This window comes from Actinomycetes bacterium (assembly GCA_024222295.1).
GTDB lineage: Bacteria > Actinomycetota > Acidimicrobiia > Acidimicrobiales > Microtrichaceae > JAAEPF01.
In genome coordinates this window covers 117,886-132,857 of the sequence record JAAEPF010000034.1, presented here as the reverse complement: position 1 = coordinate 132,857, position 14,972 = coordinate 117,886, and the positions used below count along the sequence as shown (strand labels likewise).

At 67.0% G+C, this 14,972-nt stretch carries 14 protein-coding genes; 9 read left to right on the top strand and 5 right to left on the bottom strand.

Features of this window, described 5'->3' with window-relative positions; translation table 11 throughout:
• The first annotated feature begins 96 nt into the window (after window positions 1-96).
• Complete coding sequence (locus tag GY812_13230; GenBank protein MCP4436442.1) at window positions 97-270, top strand: hypothetical protein; 174 nt, start codon at window positions 97-99, stop codon at window positions 268-270.
• Window positions 271-327: 57 nt separating this feature from the next.
• Window positions 328-1,116 carry a CPBP family intramembrane metalloprotease gene (locus GY812_13225; protein ID MCP4436441.1) on the top strand — a complete coding sequence of 263 codons (789 nt, stop codon included), beginning with the start codon at window positions 328-330 and terminating at the stop codon, window positions 1,114-1,116.
• Between the two features lie 24 nt (window positions 1,117-1,140).
• On the opposite strand, the gene GY812_13220 is transcribed toward GY812_13225, so the two are convergent.
• From GY812_13220 to GY812_13205, 4 genes are all read right to left on the bottom strand, one after another.
• On the bottom strand, window positions 1,141-2,169 hold the full coding sequence (locus GY812_13220) for a hypothetical protein (GenBank protein ID MCP4436440.1): 1,029 nt from the start codon (window positions 2,167-2,169) through the stop codon (window positions 1,141-1,143).
• Window positions 2,170-2,371: 202 nt separating this feature from the next.
• Entirely contained in the window at window positions 2,372-4,051 is a 1,680-nt protein-coding gene (locus tag GY812_13215) for a hypothetical protein (protein MCP4436439.1), read from the bottom strand.
• Between the two features lie 163 nt (window positions 4,052-4,214).
• Window positions 4,215-5,843, bottom strand: a complete 1,629-nt coding sequence (locus GY812_13210) for a fumarate hydratase (GenBank protein MCP4436438.1) — start codon at window positions 5,841-5,843, stop codon at window positions 4,215-4,217.
• 69 nt (window positions 5,844-5,912) lie between these two features.
• Window positions 5,913-6,443: a DUF3499 family protein gene (locus GY812_13205; protein ID MCP4436437.1), complete on the bottom strand. Its 531-nt coding sequence runs from the start codon at window positions 6,441-6,443 to the stop codon at window positions 5,913-5,915.
• Window positions 6,444-6,573: 130 nt separating this feature from the next.
• Here GY812_13205 and GY812_13200 point away from each other — a divergent pair, with 130 nt between their 5' ends.
• On the top strand, window positions 6,574-8,040 hold the full coding sequence (locus tag GY812_13200) for a SpoIID/LytB domain-containing protein (GenBank protein MCP4436436.1): 1,467 nt from the start codon (window positions 6,574-6,576) through the stop codon (window positions 8,038-8,040).
• Between the two features lie 30 nt (window positions 8,041-8,070).
• Here GY812_13200 and GY812_13195 read toward each other — a convergent pair whose 3' ends face one another.
• Window positions 8,071-9,273, bottom strand: coding sequence for a hypothetical protein (locus GY812_13195; protein ID MCP4436435.1), 1,203 nt, complete (start codon window positions 9,271-9,273; stop codon window positions 8,071-8,073).
• Window positions 9,274-9,382: 109 nt separating this feature from the next.
• Here GY812_13195 and GY812_13190 point away from each other — a divergent pair, with 109 nt between their 5' ends.
• The 6 genes from GY812_13190 to GY812_13165 all read left to right on the top strand — a co-directional run bounded on the left by GY812_13190 (window position 9,383) and on the right by GY812_13165 (window position 14,972).
• The gene (locus GY812_13190) at window positions 9,383-9,994 is read left to right on the top strand and encodes a TetR/AcrR family transcriptional regulator (protein MCP4436434.1); all 612 of its coding nucleotides are present in this window, start codon (window positions 9,383-9,385) and stop codon (window positions 9,992-9,994) included.
• Window positions 9,995-10,081: 87 nt separating this feature from the next.
• Window positions 10,082-11,050: a nitronate monooxygenase gene (locus GY812_13185; GenBank protein ID MCP4436433.1), complete on the top strand. Its 969-nt coding sequence runs from the start codon at window positions 10,082-10,084 to the stop codon at window positions 11,048-11,050.
• Window positions 11,050-12,147, top strand: coding sequence for an alcohol dehydrogenase catalytic domain-containing protein (locus GY812_13180; protein ID MCP4436432.1), 1,098 nt, complete (start codon window positions 11,050-11,052; stop codon window positions 12,145-12,147). The genes GY812_13185 and GY812_13180 overlap by 1 nt, the downstream gene beginning before the upstream one ends.
• Complete coding sequence (locus GY812_13175; protein ID MCP4436431.1) at window positions 12,144-12,740, top strand: carboxymuconolactone decarboxylase family protein; 597 nt, start codon at window positions 12,144-12,146, stop codon at window positions 12,738-12,740. Before GY812_13180 ends, GY812_13175 begins: the two co-directional genes overlap by 4 nt.
• Complete coding sequence (locus tag GY812_13170) at window positions 12,733-14,190, top strand: acetyl-CoA acetyltransferase (GenBank protein ID MCP4436430.1); 1,458 nt, start codon at window positions 12,733-12,735, stop codon at window positions 14,188-14,190. Before GY812_13175 ends, GY812_13170 begins: the two co-directional genes overlap by 8 nt.
• Window positions 14,187-14,972 carry a phytanoyl-CoA dioxygenase family protein gene (locus tag GY812_13165; protein ID MCP4436429.1) on the top strand — a complete coding sequence of 262 codons (786 nt, stop codon included), beginning with the start codon at window positions 14,187-14,189 and terminating at the stop codon, window positions 14,970-14,972. Before GY812_13170 ends, GY812_13165 begins: the two co-directional genes overlap by 4 nt.

Sequence of the window (14,972 nt, the reverse complement as noted above, 5' to 3'; positions counted from 1 at the left end):
TGACTCCGCACATTGTCGCAGCGATCTGTACCGCCGCCCACTCAACTGCTCGCCGCACTTGCCGATCATTCACCAAGGACCAGTGCAGGGGGCACCATGGCAGATCGAAGGAACACCTGGCCGGCGAAGTCCGCCAGGAAGCGGCGGGCCATGCGACGCTCCAAGAAGGTCTGCGACCAGGTCGACGCGTTCACCGAAGCACGCAAGGCTCTCGGCCGCGCGTGTGCAGCCGCCGCTGGCACCGACCTGCAGGGCGGTTCCGCGACCTGAGTTGGCTACGAGAGCCGTGAACCCAGGGCGCCGTGTCGCAACTACGGTCTTGCCCGGATGAACCCTCCCGAGCAACCACCCGCGGATCCCCCGGACCACGCCGACGAGCCCGCCGAATGGGCCGTGTTGAGGCGTCGGTCCGTGGTTCCCCTGCTCGTGGTCATCGCAGTGCTCACGTTCTCCAACGTGATGGCCAACCGGGTACTGCCGGACTGGGCTTATGTGCCCTGGAACCTGAGCATCGCGGCAATCGTGGTCGCCATCGCGGTGAAGACCGACGGCCAGAGGGCCCGCACGATGGGCCTGGCCCGCAAGGCCCTGCCTGCGGGCCTGAGAGTGGGCGCTGTCTTCTCTCTCGGCCTCATTGCCATCTATGCGGTCGGGCTGACGATTCCCTGGACACGCCCCCTATTCCTCGACGAGCGTGCCGACATCCCTTTCATCGACATGTTCTACAAGGTCGCGATCGAGGTGCCGTTCGGTACGGTGCTGCTCGAAGAGGTGAGTTTCCGTGGCGTGTTGCCGGCGATGTTCGCCAGCCGCATCCGCCAGGGGCCGAGGTCGAGGGTCACAGCAGATGCCTGTGCTGCCGGCCTCTTCGGGCTCTGGCACATCCTGCCGTCCTGGAATGTCAACGACGTCAACCCCCTGTTCAGGGACATCCTGCCCGACGCCGTCGGGCAGGCCGCAGGGATCGTGGGCGGCGTCCTGCTCACCGCGATCGCGGGGATGGGCCTGTCATGGATGCGAAACCGATCCGATTCGGTGCTGGCACCGGCGATGCTGCACTCGACGAGCAACGGCGTGGGTTCAGCGCTCGCCTGGGTGGCGCTGAAGGTGTTCTGACCCTGTCTGCCGGTGGAGCGCTTCTCAGCCCTCAGCCATGAACCGCCACGCCTCGACGTAGCTGTTGCCAGGCGTGCACAGGTCGACCGAGGTCGAGTTGTGACCGGGGACGGAGTCGAACAGGCACGTTGGCTGCAGGTCGGTGATAAGCCGGTCGGTGAGGAACGGCACAACCGTCGCGGAGACCTCCGGGCCGCTGATGCCGAGGGCATCAGCCACCGCACGGATCCTCTCGGCGCCGTAGTCGTCCTCATGCATGAGCGTCGTGATCGACTCTGCGGGTACGTCGAAGTCACCTTCGGTGGTCCAGGGAGCAGCGGTCGCTGCGCCCCCTCCGTCGAGGTAGGCGTCGTAGGTGCCGGACAGCAGGCCTGCAGCCTCCAGGGCGTGGAACTTGGCCAGGTAGAGCGCCACTCCTGCGCCCTGGGAGTGCCCGAGCACGGAGACCTTCGACCAGTCGAGCTCGCAGGTCCCGTAGTTGGCATTGGTCACGTCGCAGGAGCCACCGGTCTGCTGCTGGAACTGGCCGAAGCCCGATGCCGGCACGACTGTGGCCATACGGTCGACGAGCTTGAGCAACCGGTTGACCACCGAGTCCGCGCTGGTGACGTTGGCGGTCGCGTGGTCGCGGGCAACTCCGTCCGGATCGGGGACGCCTGCACCGAAGGTGACCTCGTGGCGGAACGCACGGTGGCAATCGGGATCGGTCAGGGCGTCGACATCAGGGCATGCGTACAGGGTGCCGAGCGACGCCGAGTAGCGAAGCAGGATCACGTGGTACCCATCGGAGCGCAGGGCCCCCGCTATCTCGTAGTGAGCAGCCGGTGTGGATCCGGTGCCGTGCAGCATGACGGCGAGCTCGCCCCGTTCGGTGCCGACCGGCTGGTAGATCCGGTTGGTGGCCAGCGGGTCGGGCGTGGTGGCCGCGTCGGCCAGTACCGGATCGACCGACCACGACGAAGTGCTGTTGCCGGAGCTGGTCGGGGTGGTGCACGCGCCCGCAAATAGGGCGATGACCGCGACAGCCCCCGCCAGACGAACAAACGATTTCACAGCAATCTCCCCAAACTCAGCCTGCCGGAAGTGTACGCACAGTGACCAATGACACGCCAGAAGGGAATCTGCCTCACCCTCTCCGCATTGCAGTCACAGCACCCGGCACGAAATGGCTCGAACCATCGCGAAAGGGGTGGGTGGCGGCGCCTGCGGCGACCGCTCACCCACCCCTTTCAGTTGGAATTGCGAGGCGTCGGCCTCAGACACCCAGCCAAGGGTTGTTGACGTATTCCGTCTCGCCGGCGTTGACCCACACCTTGTCGGGGGTCGCTCCGACGAACGTCGCCCACTGGCTGTTGTCGGTGATGCTCACCGACCCCGGCGCCACGTCGACCTTCCGGAAGAACTCGCTGTTGTAGTAGTTGTTGTCAGCGATGCCATTGGCCCAGTAGGTGATGTCGTGGGTGTTGACCCATTCGGTCGCGGCCACGACGGCGTTGCCCGGCCCGGGCACCGGAGCGGCGAACGACGACGTGAACTCGCTGCCCGGATCACCAACGGTGGTGCTGATGGTTCCACCAGCCTCGGTGTGGGTGAGCGTGCTGGGTGCGACGTTTCCGACCAGCGGGTCCAGCGAAGCGTGGTCGGTACGGGTGTCAATCAGGATCTTGCGGGTGGCGGTGCCGTCGTCGACGTAGGTCGACCATTCGGCGCGCAGGCCCGAGTTGATGCTCGACACCTCGTACACATTGAGCGTGAGCCAGTAGTCGGCTGCGGCGTCGGCCTTGTCCACCTTGACCGGAGCCGGCGACATGCCGGCGGGCAGGTTGAGCACGGCCTCGAACGCAGCCAGGTTGGCGCCGGGGATCTTCCAGTGCCAGTAGGTGGACGATGGACCTTCCTCGACCTGGGTTCGTACGACCGGCTGTGCGTTGCCGGTGAGCACGTTGACCGCCTGGGTGTTCATGAAGCCGCTGTACAGGTTGGTCTTGAAGGCCAGCAGCGAGAGGCGCTCGCCCTCCTCGACCAGTCCGTTGGGCTCGGTCACGTTCCACCAGGGACCGATGGCGAACTCGAGTGGGTTGAGGTACACGAGCACGTGCTCGGGGTCGGCTTCCAGGTAGGGAACGAACTCCGAGTCGTTCTGGATGGTGACGTCGTTGAGGTCGACGCTGAGCATTGCCGCGTCGTGGACGTTGCCGTTGTACATGACACGGTCATAGACGCCGTTCATCCAGTAGATGAGGTCGTTGGCACCGGTCCACTCCAGCGTCGGCGTGCCGAACACCCGGTCGATCTCATCGGGCAACTGGATGGTGGAGTTGAACTGGTTGTCGTTGGTGAGCACCGGTATGTCGTTCTCGATCACGGTCTTGTTGAGGGCGGTCGTGATCAGGTTGCTGCCATCGATGCTGTGACTGAACGGCTCGGGTTGAGCCAAGGGGCCGATCGGGTCGATGGAGCCTTCCGCAGCTCGTGCGCGGATGATCATGAACCGGGGCACACCGGAGCCGTCATCGACGTAGGTGTTCCACTCGGCGCGCAGCCCGGTGGTGATGCCGGTGACGCGGTAGATGTTGAGGCTCATCCAGTAGTTGGCCTGGGCGTCGCTCTCGAGCATCTTCACCTTGGCGAGCGAGAACCCCGGGGGTAGGCCGATGAAGGCCTCGAATGCCGCTGCCTGGGCGTCCGGCACGACGTAGTTGTAGAAGACCGACGGTGGGGTGTCGGCCACCACGAACTCGACGGTCGCCTGACCCGTGCCGGCGGCCGTGGCCGCTGCTTCGGCCTGGGCGTAGGCGCCGTAGGCGGAGCGCTTGAGGCTTCCCAGGTCTTCACCGCCACCAGGAACGGTGCAGGCAGCAGCCACGGCGAACAGCGCGACCGCCACCGCCAGGATGCGTCGTCGTCGCCCCGACCACGGCATGCGGTTGGTCACAGATGTCTTCTCGCCCATTCGGAATTGGCCCCCAGTGGCCGCCCGGATCCGTGAACCCGGTGACCGTCGTCACAGCATGAACGGCGTTAACTCTACACGCAGGCCCCGGCTGCGGTGCAAGAGCGAGCACTGCGGGTGGCAGACACCGGCGGGAGCCGTCCGTTCAGAGCAGGTCGGCAAAGAAGTCGTTGCCCTTGTCATCGGTGATGATGAACGCGGGAAAGTCCTCCACCTCGATCTTCCACACCGCTTCCATGCCCAGCTCGGGGAACTCGAGGATCTCCACGTGCTTGATCGAGTCACGGGCCAGGATCGCCGCCGGGCCGCCGATCGAGCCGAGGTAGAACCCGCCGTATTGCTTGCAGGCATTGCGCACCTGCGCGGACCGGTTGCCCTTGGCAAGGGTCACGAAGCTGCCCCCGTGCTCCATGAACTCTGCAACGTAGGAGTCCATCCGCCCCGCTGTCGTCGGCCCGAAACTCCCCGAGGCCATTCCCTCGGGAGTCTTCGCCGGACCTGCGTAGTAGATCGGATGGTCCTTCACGTACTGGGGAAGGCCCTCGCCCCGCTCGATGCGCTCCTTGAGCTTGGCGTGGGCGATGTCGCGGGCCACGACCACCGTGCCCGACAACGACAGCCGCGTCCGGATGGGATAGCGGCCCAACTCGGCACGGATCTCGTCCATCGGACGGTTCAGGTCGATCTGCACGACCTCGCCTGACAAGGCATCCTCTGACACCTCGGGCATGTGATTCGCAGGATCGGTCTCGAGCTGCTCGAGGAACACCCCGTCGGAAGTGATCCTGCCGAGCGCCTGGCGGTCGGCCGAACAGCTGACGCCGATGCCGACCGGGCAGGAGGCACCGTGGCGGGGCAGGCGAATCACCCGCACATCGTGCACGAAGTACTTGCCGCCGAACTGTGCGCCGATGCCGGACTTCGCCGCGAGCTGGAACACCTCCGCCTCGAGCTCGGTGTCGCGGATGGCGTGGCCGAGCTCGCTGCCCCGGGTGGGCAGGCCATCGAGGTAGCGGGTGCTCGCCAGCTTGACCGTCTTGAGGTTCATCTCGGCGCTGGTGCCACCGATCACGATCGCGAGGTGGTACGGCGGGCATGCGGAGGTGCCGAGGGTCTTGATCTTCTCGCCGATGAACGAAAGCAGCGACTCGGGATTGAGCAGTGCCTTGGTCTCCTGGAACAGGAACGTCTTGTTGGCGCTTCCGCCGCCCTTGGTGATGAAAAGGAAGTCGTACTGGTCGCCGTCGACACCCATGAGGTCGATCTGCGCCGGCAGGTTGGTGCCGGTGTTGACCTCTTCATAGGTGGTGATGGGCGCGACCTGTGAGTAGCGCAGGTTGGTGTCGGTATAGGTGCGGAACACACCGCGGGCGATCGCCTCCTCGTCACCACCCGGCTCACCGTCGTGGTGGGTCCAGACCTGTTGGCCCTTCTTGCCCATCACGATCGCTGTGCCGGTGTCCTGGCATGACGGCAGGACCATTCCAGCGGACACGTTGGCGTTCGCGAGCAGTGTCGTCGCCACGAACCGGTCGTTGTCGGTGGCCTCGGGATCATCGAGGATCTTCGCCAGTTGATCGAGATGACCCGGGCGGAACAGATGCGAGATGTCGCGGATCGCCTCGGCGGTGAGCATGGTCAGCGCCCGGGTATCGACCCGCAGCACCTTGTTGCCGCGGTACTCGTCGGTCTCGACGAAGTCCTTGGTGACCAGGCGATAGGGGGTGTCCGACGCCTCTTGGGGGAACATCGGAGTGTGCTGGAACTCGGCCATGCGCCAACAGTACGTCCGGCTCCGCCGGAGGCATAAAGGCGCAGGCGTTGCCGCCCGCCACCCGGCTGGCTACTCCTCTGGCTCCTCGGCGTGTTCCGGAGAACCGGTTGTGAGCACCGAGTGCTGTGGTCCGGTCCACTCGAAGGCCCGGTCGAGCAGCTTGCCCTTGGGCTTGGATCGTTTGGTCGGCGACGCTGCGGCGGGTGCCTGCGTTGGGGGTTCGGGCTCGGGCGCCGTCGCCGGGCCGGGTTCGGTCTCCAGCTCCAGTTGCACGGTCGCAGCAGTCCCGACCAACGGCTCTGCTTTCGGCTCCGGATCGGGGTCGGACTCCCGCTCGGGCTCGGGTCTCGACTCGGCCTCGACGTGCGCGGCCTGCTCGGCCTCGCCAGCCCCGCTGGCCGCGACCGCGACCAGTCGGCGATCGGTGATCGTCCAGCCGAGCGGTGCGGTGAGGGTGGTGGCGTGAACGCTGCACACGTGCTGTGCCGGCTCACCGTCGTTGCGCGGACTGTCGAGCCACACGGCGGTGGCCTCGGTGTCGTAGGTAAGGCACGCGGCGACCGGGCGGTCACAACCTGGGCGCATGCACTGGCGGGTCATGGATCGCAGGCTAGCGGTGACAGCAGGCACATAGTCGAAGGCGCACACCGAGCCCCGCCAACGTGGGACAAAAGCGCGGCGCACTGGACGCCTCCAACTTGATGTCGCGGAGCCTTAAGCTCGCGAGCTCATGAGCCGATCGGAGAGCATGGTCACCGCGCGCAATACGACCGCCCGCGCCATCGGCGCCGGAGCGGTCCTCACCTTGTTGCTGTTCCTGGCAGGGCCCTCGACACCCGCTGGTGCGGAGCAATCCTGGCGGCTGGACGGTGGCGGCTACGGCCACGGCGTCGGGATGAGCCAGTACGGGGCATGCGGCATGGCCGCGGGCGGCTCGGACTACACCCAGATCCTCGCCCACTACTACCAGGGTGCGGCGGTCTCCACCGTGGCCGAGTCGACGGACCTGAGGGTACTGCTGCGCAAGTCCTCGACGTTCACACTCACCACCGGCGGCACCACGTCGATCAACGGCACATGGACGCTGCCCGCCAACAGCACGCTCACCGTGTCGTACTCAGCGGGGGCGCTCCTGCTCGGCTCGCCGATCAACCAGACGGTCCCCTACATGGTCGCGGACATGGCCGGCACGCCGCTGAAGGTCTCACCACCCGGAAACCGCTTCAACCGTGGAAGGCTCTTCATCGGCCCCACCGCGGGAACCCTCCAGGCGATCATCATCGAGCTGAGCACGAACGCCTTCCTGCGCGGGCTCGGTGAGATGCCCAGTTCCTGGCCCTCCGAGGCCCTCAAGGCTCAGGCCGTCGCGGGCCGCACCATCGCCCAGACCAAGGCGACCCGCTCGGGCCGTTGGTCGGCCGACTACGACCTCAACGCCCTCCTCGACGGCTACTACATCGGCCACGACAAGGAGTACGGAGCGATGGGATCGGCCTGGGTGTCCGCGGTGGATGCCACGAACGGCAGGGTCCTGACCTACGGGGGCACCCTGGCCCTTGCGGTCTACTCGAGTTCCTCGGGCGGCTTCACAGCCAACAGCGAGGACGTCTGGTACTCCGCTCTGCCCTACCTGAGGGCGAGATCCGATCCCGCAGATTCGGGATGCAACAACAAGAACCACCGCTGGAGCAAGAGCTTCTCCGCCACCGTCCTCGGCCAGAAGCTGGGCATGGGACCGGTCACTGCGATCAGCATGGGCCCCGCCGACGGCTCGGGAAGACTCGACAAGGTCTCGGTGACCTTCACCGACTCTGGCGGCAACCAGCGCTCCTACACCGGCGCCCAGCTGCGCTCGAAGCTCGGCCTGCGCTCGACCAGGTTCAGAATCGCCGGGGCATCCGGGGGGTCGTCGCAGAACACCGCCCCACCCACCGGTTCGCTGACCGACATCCGCCTTCACGACGGGCGGAACCTGCTGGTAGCGGGAACGGCATCCGACCCCGATGGTGCGCCCAGGGTGCTCGTGGCGACACTGAACGGCGACAAGGTCGACATGTGGGTGACCCAGTCGGTCAATGGCTACTACCTGGACACCCACCCGGTTGCGCCCGGCAAGCACACGACCTGTGTGGCCGCGCTCGACACGCCGACCGAGGACCCGGTTCTGCTCGGCTGCCGCGAGAACGTCGTCAAGTAGGGCGGGCTCCGGATACCCCGTCGGTGCCGGTCAGCCCTCGCCCACGGTCGCACACGACTCGGGTGCTGTGACCGGGTTGCACCTGGCCACCACGCCACCGGGCAGGGCCACGACGAACCCGGTCACCGGGTCTGCCACGTAGTAGTCGGTCGACAGGTAATGCCCCCCGCTAACCAGCGCGCTGTCGCGCAGCGTGACGTCGTTGCCGACGGCGTGGATTCCCGGCTCATCGGTGCGGGTGCGGATCAGGTAGCCGTCGCGGGCCGCATCGTCGAGCGCCGGCTGGTTTTCCAGCGAGTTGTCGATGCGCAGGAACGCCGCGTCGGGCCGCCCCGGCTCACTCGAGGTGAAGAACAACCTCCCTTCGAGGCTGGGAGCGTCAGCGGCGTAGAGCTCACGCGACTCGCCGGTGTCCACCAGAGACAGGAGCACCTTGCCGCGGCTGTCACCGATGCTGGGCCACCCGTTGTCGAGCACGGCCTGCTCAAGTGTGGCCGAATCCCCTCGCACGTCGTCAGGCGTGATGATGTCGCTGCGGTCGAACACCGAGAGCACTTCGGCCTCGAGGTCCTCGAACAACTCGGCTGTCATCTCCTCGGGGCGCGAGAACTCCACGCCCAGCGTGTCGACGTCGATCCCCAGGTCGCTGCCGCCGGCACGCAGGTCGTCGCCCTTTGTCTCGACCATGACCATCAGGGGCAGGTGGTCCGGGTTGGCACTCGACCACTGCTCGATCTGTCCGAGGCACTCGACGAATGTGATGCAAGTGGTGTTGGTGTCGATGTCCGCGATGTGGGCCACCTTGAATCCCGGCTCGCTCATTGCTTCGACGTCGGGGGGATCCAGCCCGAGGAGCTGGTATGCGCCGGGATTGGCGAACCGGCCGCCTTCGGGGTCCGCGAACACGTCGAGCTCGAACTGGCGGATGCCGTAGTCCTCCAGCTGCTCCGGAATTGGCCGGTGCTCATAGGAGATCGTCTCCCAGATCGCCGGCACGAGCCCGTTGAGCGCTGATGCAACTTCGTCCACAGCGGGCAGGTGGTAGCTGTTGTGCGACCCGAGCATCTGGATCTCGTTGATCGCCAGATCGTCGCCGGGCAGGTAGTCACTCGCCGGCGCATCACCGGAGCCCGCGTCGTTGGAGTCGGCATCACCGTTGGTGCTGCAGGCCGAGCCGACCAGCACCGCTGCGAACATGACTGCAACGCACCGGAGCCACCATGATCTGTTCATCCCCCCACGCTGGCATACACCACGCACTGGTGCCGAGCTGCAGGTGATTGACCGACCGGGCGTGATGGCCGATGATGCCGACTGATCCGTCAATCAGATTCGGGGACCAATGGCCGCCAAGAAGCGCAAGCGTGCCGGCAGCGACGAGGACAAGGCACTCCGCCGCGAGGAGATCCTGGCCGCAGCCAAGCGCGCGTTCGCGGAGAACGGGTTCCACAACACGAAGATCTCCGACGTTGCCGAAGAAGCGGGCTTTTCCTACGGCACGGTCTACTGGTACTTCGACTCCAAGGACGCCCTCTACGACGCCCTGCTCGAGTGGGTCGAGATGTCGCTGCGCTCGGCGATCCTCGATTCGCTCGCTGCCGATCCGTCACCCGACGTGGAAAAGGCGATCCGGCGGGCGATCGCAGGAACTTTCGAGTTCTTCGACGCCGACCCGCAGGCTGTCCGCCTCATGTTCCGTGTCCGCGGATCTGGCCCCGGCGGAGACCCGGCCGGAGGTCTCTACGGGCGATTTGCGGGCGACATCGAGGCGTTGGTGGTCGACGCGCAGTCCGACGATCTGATCGGCTCCGGCAACCCGGCAACCATCGCCTTCGCCATCGCGGCGCTGATCGGACAGTTCGCTGTGCGCCGACTCACCGAGGACGACTCGATGTCGGCAGACCAGCTGGCGGGATTCGTCGTGTCGCTGGTACTCGACGGTGTTCGCAACTGACAGAGCCGCTGCCAGGCCCCGGCTCCAGCGACCCCACACGCACCCTTACTGATTGACGAATCAGTTTGTAAGTCATAGTGTCACTCCATGCAGACACGACTGACCGACATCCTCGAGATCGAACACCCCGTGATGCTCGCCGGAATGGGTGGGGTCTCCTACCACCGGCTCGTCACCGCAGTCTCCGAAGCGGGCGGGTTCGGGTGCATAGGTGCCGGCGCTATGAGTCACGACGAAATGGTCGGCGAGATCGACAAGGTCCGCGATGAGACCGCCAAGCCCTTCGGAGTCGACCTGCTGACCGCCATGCCCGGCGACCTCGAAGCACAGGTGCAGTCGATCATCGACGGTGGCGCCAAGGTATTCGTGGCCGCCCTCGGCGTACCGGCCGAGGTCATCTCGATGTGCCATGAATCGGAGCTGCTCGTGGCCAACATGTGCGGCAAGGTCTCACACGCGGTGCGCGCGGTCGAAGCCGGTTGCGACATCGTGATCGCCCAGGGCACCGAGGCAGGCGGACACACCGGCAAGGTCGCCACCATGCCGCTGGTGCCCCAGATCGTCGACGCAGTTGGTGACCGGGTTCCGGTCGCAGCAGCAGGCGGCATCTTCGACGGCCGCGGCCTCGCCGCAGCGCTCGCCCTCGGCGCCGACGGAGTGTGGATGGGCACACGCTTCATCGCGACCCATGAGGCGCACGCGGTCACCGGCTTCAAGGACCGCATCATCGGCGCCCGCGAGGACCAGACCACGATCAGCCGCGCCTACTCGGGCAAGACCATGCGCGTAATCCGGGGCGAATACACCGATGCGTGGGAAAAGGACCGGGCCTCGGAACTCAAGCCTTTCCCCGACCAGATGGTCACGTCGATCATGGAAAGGGCCCTGCACATGGGCGGCGGGGAGGACACCGCGGATGTCGACCCGGAGCGCGAGTGCTACCCGGCCGGCCAGGTCGTCGGCGCGATCGACGACCTCATGTCCGCCGGCGACCTGGTGCGCAGCGTCGTGTCCGAAGCCGAAGCAGTCCTGGCGAAGAACAGCGCCCTCGCCTGATGCCGGAACTCGCCCGCGCCCTGGTGCTCGAGGCACCCCGACGACTGGAAGCGGTCGAGTTCCACCTGCCCGCAACCGGCGCCGACACGGGGGTGTTGCGGGTTGAGGCGTGCGGCCTCTGCGGCACCGACCACGAGCAATGGTCGGGCAAGCTGCACGGAGGCAGGCCTTTCATCCCCGGCCACGAGTCGGTAGGCATCATCGAACAGCTCGGGGCCGCGGCCGCGCAGAAGTGGGGCGTGTCGATCGGCGACCGGGTCGCGGTCGAGGTGTTCCAACGGTGCGGCGAGTGCCCCGCCTGCCTCGCCGGGAACTACCGTCTCTGCGCCAACCACGGCATCGGCGACATGTACGGGTTCGTCGACGTGAAGCGCGAGCCACACCTGTGGGGCGGCTACGCGAGCCACCAGTACCTGGCACCAGACACCCTGCTGCTGCCGGTTCCCGACTCACTCGACCCGGTGGTGGCGACGTTGTTCAACCCGATCGGTGCCGGCATCCGCTGGGGGGTGACCGTTCCGGCACTCGCAGCCGGCGAGAACGTGGCAATACTCGGCCCCGGGATCCGCGGGCTGTCCGCGGCTGCGGCCGCCCGGGAGGCAGGAGCCGGGTTCATCATGGTGACCGGTTCCGGCGAGCGGGACGCAGACCGGCTCGCCGCCGCGACGGACTTCGGAGCTGACCTGGTGGTCGACGTCGCCAGGCAGGACCCGGCCGAGGCGTTTCGCGACTCCACCGGTGGCGGCGCCGACGTGGTCGTCGACGTGACGGCGAACGCACCGACCGCGTTCGCCCAGGCAATCCGCACGGCGGCGGTCGGCGGACGAGTGGTCGTTGCGGGAACCCGTGGTTTCGACGCCGAGGCCCCGGGATTCCATCCCGACGAGATGGTCTACAAGGAATTGAGGGTGATGGGTGCCCTCGGCGTCGACGCCACCGCATACACAGCCGCACTCGAACTACTCGCCTCCCACAAGTACCCGTTCGCCGACCTGCCCCGCCGGGTGGTCGGCCTCGACGGTGCCCACGACCTGCTGGCCGCCATGGCCGGCGAGTCGGAGGAGACCCCGCCCATACACGGAGTGGTGAAGCCATGAGCGACGAGCCGCGCATACCGATGCTCGGAATCGACGAGTCCGTCGCGGCCGGCGCCGACGTCGGCTTGGAGGATGCCACCGCACGGCTGAGCGTGTTCCGGCTGCTGATGAACCAGCCCGATGTCGCCAAGTGGCTCCGCGACCTGATCATGGGGTTGCTGTGGAGGTCCTCGTTCGATGCCCGGCTGCGCGAGCTGATCATCATGCGGCTCGGCTGGTCCACCGGCTCGGTCTACGAATGGACCCAGCACTGGGGCATCGCCACCGACTGGCTGGAGGTCGACCCCGAAGATGTGCTCGCTGTTCGCGACTGGCGGGCCAGTGACCGCTTCGGACCCACCGAGCGTGCGGTGCTTGCGGCGGTCGATGACGTGGTGGAGCACGGCCATGTGAGCGAATCCGTGTTCGAGGAGTGCCGCGCGCACATCAGCTCCGACCCTGCGGTGCTCGTCGAGTTCGTGTCGACCATCGGCACGTGGCGGATGGTCTCCACGTTGCTGAAGTCCTTCGACGTGCCCCTCGACGAGGGGCTGATGCCCTGGCCACCCGACGGCACCGAACCCGACGACTGGAAGGTGGGAACCGATGACTGACGAAACGAGGGTTCCGGTACTGATCGGCGCAGGCCAGTCGATCGAGCGTGACGCAACCGTGTCTGCGCTCGACCTCGCCGAGCGCGCTGCGGGTGCCGCCCTTGACGACGCCGGCGGGATCGAGGGCGCAATCGACCGCGTGAGCGTGGTCAACATGCTCTCGCGGGTAGGCCCCGCACCGGCCACCGACCTCGCGGCCAGGCTCGGTATCGCCGGGGCCACGTGCGAAGCCACGGTCGTCGGTGGCAACACACCGCAGGCCCTGGTCAACAGGGCCGCGGTCGACATCTCGGCCGGCCGGATCAGCGGCACGCTCATCGCAGGTGCCGAAGCGATGCGTTCCGCCCGCACCGGTGAGAAGGTACCGAGCGGCGGCAAGGCCGACGAAGCAGATCCAGTGCTGGGCCAGGACCGACTCGGTGTCGGTGAGTCCGAGATGTCAGTCGGGCTGCTCGTGCCCGCGCACATCTACGCCATGGTCGACTCGGCGGTCGCCCACCGCGAGGGCCGCACCGGCGCCGAGCACCGCAAGGCGCTCGGCGACCTGATGGCGCCGTTCACCGAGGTCGCGGCGAAGCACCCCTGGGCGTGGTTCCCCGAGCCACTCAACGCCGCGTCGATCGCCGAAGTCACCGAGGCCAACAGGGTGGTTGCCGAGCCCTACACGAAGAAGATGTGCGCGTTCCTGAACGTGGATCAGGGCGCCGCGGTCATCGTCAGCTCGCTGGCAGCCGCCCGCGCAGCAGGACTCGCCGACCAGGCGGTGTTCGTGGCCGCGGGCGCCGACGCAGTCGACGTGTGGGAACCCACCGCACGACCCGACATCGCCGCCTCGCCTGCAATCGCCGCAGCCGCCGGTGGCGTCATGGACGCCGCAGGCCTGGCCATCGACGAGATCGAGTTGCTCGACCTCTACTCCTGCTTTCCCGCCGCTGTGCAACTGGCGGCCGAGGCCATCGGCATCCACCCCGCCACGACCGACCGGCAACTGACCCTCACGGGGGGACTCCCCTACTTCGGAGGCCCGGGCAACAACTACTCCACGCACGCCATCGCAACCGCTGCGGGCCTGTTGCGCGAAGGCGCATCCAACGCCCTCATCGGTGCGCTCGGCTGGTACGTGACCAAGCACAGCTACGGGCTGTACACCTCCGCGCCACCGGCGAGCGGCTATGCCGCGGTCGACCTGGCCGGCGAGCAGAAGGCCATCGATGAAAGCGCCCGCACCATCGTCGGTCCGGGCGAGGACATCGACACCCCCGGGATCGTGGTCGCCGCCACGCAGGGCACCGACCGCGACGGCAACACAACCTCCGCCCCCGTCATCGCCGACCTGCCCGACGGCAGGCGAGCAGTCGCAGCGGCGGCCGATCCGGCGTCGGCCCCGGTCGACATCGTCGGAAGAGCCGTGCACCTGCGCGGTCAGACCTGGAGCGAGGTGAACCGATGACCGCACCAGCGCTGCCGTCCCCGCACCTGGAGCGGTTCGAGCGCGACGGGTACACCGTGCTCGAAGGGTTCTTCAGCCGCGACGAATGCGACCGAATCGTCGCCGAGATCGAACAGACCAACTTCCGCCTCGACCTCGGCGCGAAGGACGACGGCCAACTCGAGTACCGCCCGATGATGCACCTCCTGTCACCCGGGTTGCAGGCGGTGGCCTGCGACGAGCGCTGGGCACCGGTGGTGCTACCACTGGTCGGCGACGACGCGGGCGCACGTCTCTACTGGGAGCAGGCCGTCTTCAAGCCCCCGCACGCGCACACCGAGCTGCCATGGCACCAGGACAACGGCTACACGCCGCTCGTCCCCGAGGCGTACCTCACCTGCTGGGTGGCCTTCGACGACGCGGATGAGTCAAACGGATGCATCCATGTGATCCCCGGCTCACACCGCAACGGCACCCGATCACACGTGAACGACCCCGGCGGCTCACCCTTCCGGGTCGGCAACGTGGAGTCCGACGAAGGCGCCGTGGCTGTGCCCGTGTCAGCCGGTGACGTGCTGCTGTTCTCCTCGCTCGTGATGCACCGCAGCGGCCCCAACATGACCGACGGGGCGAGGCGGGCGTGGATCATCCAGTACTGCGGAGCCGATGCGCTCTCAGCTCTGAGCGGCAAGGCTCTGGACGATCGCCTGCTGTTGGCCCAAAATGGCGTATGGCTGGCTGAACCGCGGCGGGATCGCGAGTTCGACTTGGTGGGGGTGCTGGCGAACTATGACCAGGGTTGA

Coding starts and splice junctions, on each gene's coding strand:
- GY812_13230 (MCP4436442.1), top strand. CDS start 97: ATGGCAGATCGAAGGAACACCTGGCCGGCGAAGTCCGCCAGGAAGCGG.
- GY812_13225 (MCP4436441.1), top strand. CDS start 328: ATGAACCCTCCCGAGCAACCACCCGCGGATCCCCCGGACCACGCCGAC.
- GY812_13210 (MCP4436438.1), bottom strand. CDS start 5,843: ATGGCCGAGTTCCAGCACACTCCGATGTTCCCCCAAGAGGCGTCGGAC.
- GY812_13205 (MCP4436437.1), bottom strand. CDS start 6,443: ATGACCCGCCAGTGCATGCGCCCAGGTTGTGACCGCCCGGTCGCCGCG.
- GY812_13200 (MCP4436436.1), top strand. CDS start 6,574: ATGAGCCGATCGGAGAGCATGGTCACCGCGCGCAATACGACCGCCCGC.
- GY812_13195 (MCP4436435.1), bottom strand. CDS start 9,273: ATGAACAGATCATGGTGGCTCCGGTGCGTTGCAGTCATGTTCGCAGCG.
- GY812_13190 (MCP4436434.1), top strand. CDS start 9,383: ATGGCCGCCAAGAAGCGCAAGCGTGCCGGCAGCGACGAGGACAAGGCA.
- GY812_13185 (MCP4436433.1), top strand. CDS start 10,082: ATGCAGACACGACTGACCGACATCCTCGAGATCGAACACCCCGTGATG.
- GY812_13180 (MCP4436432.1), top strand. CDS start 11,050: ATGCCGGAACTCGCCCGCGCCCTGGTGCTCGAGGCACCCCGACGACTG.
- GY812_13175 (MCP4436431.1), top strand. CDS start 12,144: ATGAGCGACGAGCCGCGCATACCGATGCTCGGAATCGACGAGTCCGTC.
- GY812_13170 (MCP4436430.1), top strand. CDS start 12,733: ATGACTGACGAAACGAGGGTTCCGGTACTGATCGGCGCAGGCCAGTCG.
- GY812_13165 (MCP4436429.1), top strand. CDS start 14,187: ATGACCGCACCAGCGCTGCCGTCCCCGCACCTGGAGCGGTTCGAGCGC.